Raw genomic sequence first — 3,466 nt, forward strand, 5'->3', positions numbered from 1 at the left:
CCTCCGTCCCGGTCCGCTCCGTCCCGGTCCGCTCCCGCCCCGCTCCGGCTGGCGGACGCCCCCGCCGCGCAGGAGAGCCGTCGAACTCGAGAGATCACGACCGGACGACCTCCACGTGGTTCACGTTCTCCGCCGCCCGCCGCCCGCCGCCCGCCGCGTCCGTCGGCACTCTCCTGCCCCGTCCTCTCCGGCCCTGCTCTGTCCTCTCCGTCCACGTCCTCTCCTGCCCCGTCCGGTCAGGAGCGCCCCGCCGCGGCGACCGCTCCACTCCGCCCGTGCCCCCGCCCGTGCCGCCGCCCGACCTCACCGGATGCCGCTGCGCGCGAACCCCTGCACGAAGTAGCGCTGGAAGCACAGGAACAGCAGCACCATCGGCAGCACCGACACCAGCGCCAGCGCCATGCTCGCGCTGTAGTCAGGCGTCGACTGGCCCTTGAGGTAGAGCAGGCCGATCGGCAGCGTGAACAGCTCGTTGTCCTTCAGGGCGATCAGCGGCCAGGCGAAGTCGTTCCAGCTGCCGAGCAGAGTCAGCAGGATCAGGACGGCGATCAGCGGCTTCGAGAGCGGCAGCACGATCTGCAGGAACACCCGCAGGTGGTCGGCCCCGTCGATCCGCGCCGCCTCGATCAGCTCCTCCGGGATGGAGAGGAAGAACTGCCGGGCGAGGAAGATCCCGAAGGCCGCCGCTGCTCCGGGCAGGATCACCGACCAGTAGGTGCCGTAGATCTGCAGTCCGGTCACGAGCTTGAACTGCGCGACCATGATCGCCTGCACCGGGATCATCATCGTGGCCAGTGCGAGCAGGAACAGCAGGTTCCGCCCCGGGAAGCGCAGCCGCGCGAAGCCCCAGCCGGCCAGCAGGTTCACCACGACGGTGAACACCGTGACGAACACCCCGATCACGACCGAGTTGACGAACCACTCGCCCACGGGGAAGCGCGCGAACACCGTCGCGAAGTTCTCGAACGAGATCTCGCTCGGCCAGAAGCGGGGCGGGCCGGGCGCGAACACCTCGCCGCGCGGCGAGAAGGCGATGACGAGCATCCAGTACAGCGGGAAGAACACGATCGCCGAGGCGACGATCGCGACGACGAGGCGGACGACGAGTCCGGAGCGGGAGCCGTCGCGGCGGGAGGGGCGCCGGCGCGGGGTCTCGCGGGCGGTGGCCGCGGTTACCGCGGCGGGCGTGGTGACGGTGGAGGACGACATGAGGGCTCCTAGTCGACGAGGTCGCGCGTGCGGCTCGTGCGCCACTGCAGGTAGGTGAAGGCGAGGGAGACCAGCAGGATGACGACGCCGAGCGCGGCGCCGTAGCCCTGCTCGCGGACCTGGAAGCCGTTGCGGTACGCGTAGGTGCCGAGCACCGACGTGGAGAAGCCGGGGCCGCCGCCCGTCATCACGAAGACGATGTCGAAGACCTGGAACGAGGCGATCACGTTCATGATCAGCAGGAAGAAGGTGGACGGGCCGACCAGCGGCACCGTCAGTGCGCGGAACTGCTGCCAGCGCGTCGCTCCGTCGATCCGTGCGGCCTCGTAGAGCTCGGGCGAGACGCTCTGCAGGCCCGCCAGGTAGATCACCATGTTGAAGCCGATCCGCAGCCACACCGCGGTCAGCATCACCGAGATCATCGCCGCGGAGCCGTCCGACTGCCACGCGACCGGCGAGGCGCCCAGCGAGCTCAGCACCTTGTTCACGATGCCCGAGGACTCGCTGAAGATCGTGACCGCGATCATCCCGGAGGCGACGCCCGAGATCACCAGGGGCAGCACGATCACCGTGCGGAAGATCCCGCGCGCGGGCAGCACGGAGTTGAGCAGCACGGCCAGGCCGAGGCCGCCGGCGAGCTCGAGCGGCACGGTGACCGCGGTGAAGAGGATGGTGTTGCCCAGGCTCTGCCAGAACACCGGGTCGGCGCCCATCCGCAGGTAGTTCGCGAAGCCGACCCACTCGGGCGTGCCGAAGCCGCGCGACTCCTGGAACGAGAGCTGGATCGCCCAGAGGATCGGCACGAACAGGAACAGCGCCATCAGGAGCAGGTTCGGGCCGACGAAGCCGAAGCCGGCGAGGGCCTCGCGCCTGCGGGCCGACCGCGGCCAGGCGGAGGAGCCCGCCCGGCCGCGGAGGGTGGTGGCGGTCATCAGCTGGTCGCCTGCTGGATGGCCGCGTCGAGGCCGGAGAGGGTCTCCTCGGTGCTGCGCCCGCCGACGAACGCCTCCTCGAGCTGGTCCTGCATCGCGACGGAGATCTTCGCGAGGAACGGCGAGGTGAGCTGCTGCACGTCCCGCGGGGTGATCGTCGCGGCCTGCTCGACGAACACGGGCATCACGTCCGGGCGCACCGCGAAGTCGATCGACGCGGGGTCGATGTCGGACCGGGTGGGCAGCTCGTTCGTCGCCGCGCAGAACTCGGCCATGGTGTCGGCCTGCGTCATGAACGAGAGGAACTCGGTCGCGAGCTCCGGGTTGTCGGTGTCGGCCGTGGCGACGAGGGCGTTGCCGCCGAGGTCGGTCGCGCCGCGCTCGTCGACGGGCATCGGCGTGGCGGTCCACTCGAAGTCGGCGAGGTCGTCGATGTCCGGCACGAGGAAGGACCCGGCGAACGCCATCGCCGCGGTCTGCTCCGTGAAGAAGGAGTCGGCGTAGGTGGCGGACTTCACCGAGCTGGTCGGCGGGACCCAGTCGTTGTCGAAGAAGCTCTTCGTGAAGTCCAGCGCCTTCGCGCCGGCGGCGGAGTCGATCGCCGGAGTGGTGCCGTCCTCCTCCAGCAGCGTGCCGTCGGCCTCGAACAGCCAGCTCAGCCAGCGGGGCGTGCCGCCGAGCTGCCAGTTGTAGACGAACGGATACTGCTCGGCGGGCAGGCTCGCGCGCAGCTTCGCGGAGGCGTCGGCGAACTCCTCCCAGGTCCACGCCTCGTCGGCGGTGGTCGGCACGTCGGTGATGCCGGCCGCCGCGAGCAGCTGCGTGTTCACCAGCAGCGCCGACACGTCGGTCTGGTGCGGGACGCCGTAGGGCTTCCCCTCGAAGGAGACGGCCTCCTGGAACGCGGGCGTGAAGGAGTCGAAGTCGTCGATCCGGTCGGTCAGGTCGAGCAGCTGCTCCTGGCTGGAGTAGACGCCGAGGTTGCCGTAGTCGACGCGGAACACGTCGGGGGCCTCGCCCGACGACAGCTGCGCGTCGATGTTGCTGAACATCTGGTCGTAGGGGACGACGTTGAGCTCGACGCTCGCCCCCTCGTGCTCGGCCTCGAAGTCGGTGATCAGCGACTCGAAGGCCGCCTGCTCGGACTCGCTGGCCCAGGTGGTGAAGGTGATCGAGTCGGCGTCGGCCGAACCGCCGCCTCCTCCTCCGAAGCCGCTGCAGCCGGTGAGGGCGGCGGTCGACGCCAGGACGGCGGCGAGAGGGATGAATCGTCTGCGCATGGGTGGTCTCCTGCTGTGAAGGGTCGGACGGGGGCGGGGTCGGAG

General features: G+C 70.1%; 3 protein-coding genes. All 3 read right to left on the reverse strand.

What is annotated here, in order from left to right; translation table 11 throughout:
* Positions 1-303: 303 nt before the first annotated feature.
* The 3 genes from C5C99_RS16555 to C5C99_RS16565 are packed head-to-tail and all read right to left on the reverse strand — an operon-like array spanning position 304 to position 3,421.
* Positions 304-1,209 (reverse strand): carbohydrate ABC transporter permease, encoded by a 906-nt coding sequence (locus tag C5C99_RS16555; protein ID WP_104340435.1) that lies wholly within the window; start codon positions 1,207-1,209, stop codon positions 304-306.
* A gap of 8 nt (positions 1,210-1,217) precedes the next feature.
* Complete coding sequence (locus C5C99_RS16560) at positions 1,218-2,141, reverse strand: carbohydrate ABC transporter permease (RefSeq protein WP_104340436.1); 924 nt, start codon at positions 2,139-2,141, stop codon at positions 1,218-1,220.
* On the reverse strand, positions 2,141-3,421 hold the full coding sequence (locus C5C99_RS16565; protein WP_244229553.1) for a sugar ABC transporter substrate-binding protein: 1,281 nt from the start codon (positions 3,419-3,421) through the stop codon (positions 2,141-2,143). Before C5C99_RS16565 ends, C5C99_RS16560 begins: the two co-directional genes overlap by 1 nt.
* Positions 3,422-3,466 lie beyond the last annotated feature (45 nt).

Origin of the sequence: Rathayibacter sp. AY1C4 (assembly GCF_002932195.1) — a bacterium.
Taxonomy (GTDB): Bacteria; Actinomycetota; Actinomycetes; order Actinomycetales; family Microbacteriaceae; genus Rathayibacter.

Coding starts and splice junctions, on each gene's coding strand:
- C5C99_RS16555 (WP_104340435.1), bottom strand. CDS start 1,209: ATGTCGTCCTCCACCGTCACCACGCCCGCCGCGGTAACCGCGGCCACC.
- C5C99_RS16560 (WP_104340436.1), bottom strand. CDS start 2,141: ATGACCGCCACCACCCTCCGCGGCCGGGCGGGCTCCTCCGCCTGGCCG.
- C5C99_RS16565 (WP_244229553.1), bottom strand. CDS start 3,421: ATGCGCAGACGATTCATCCCTCTCGCCGCCGTCCTGGCGTCGACCGCC.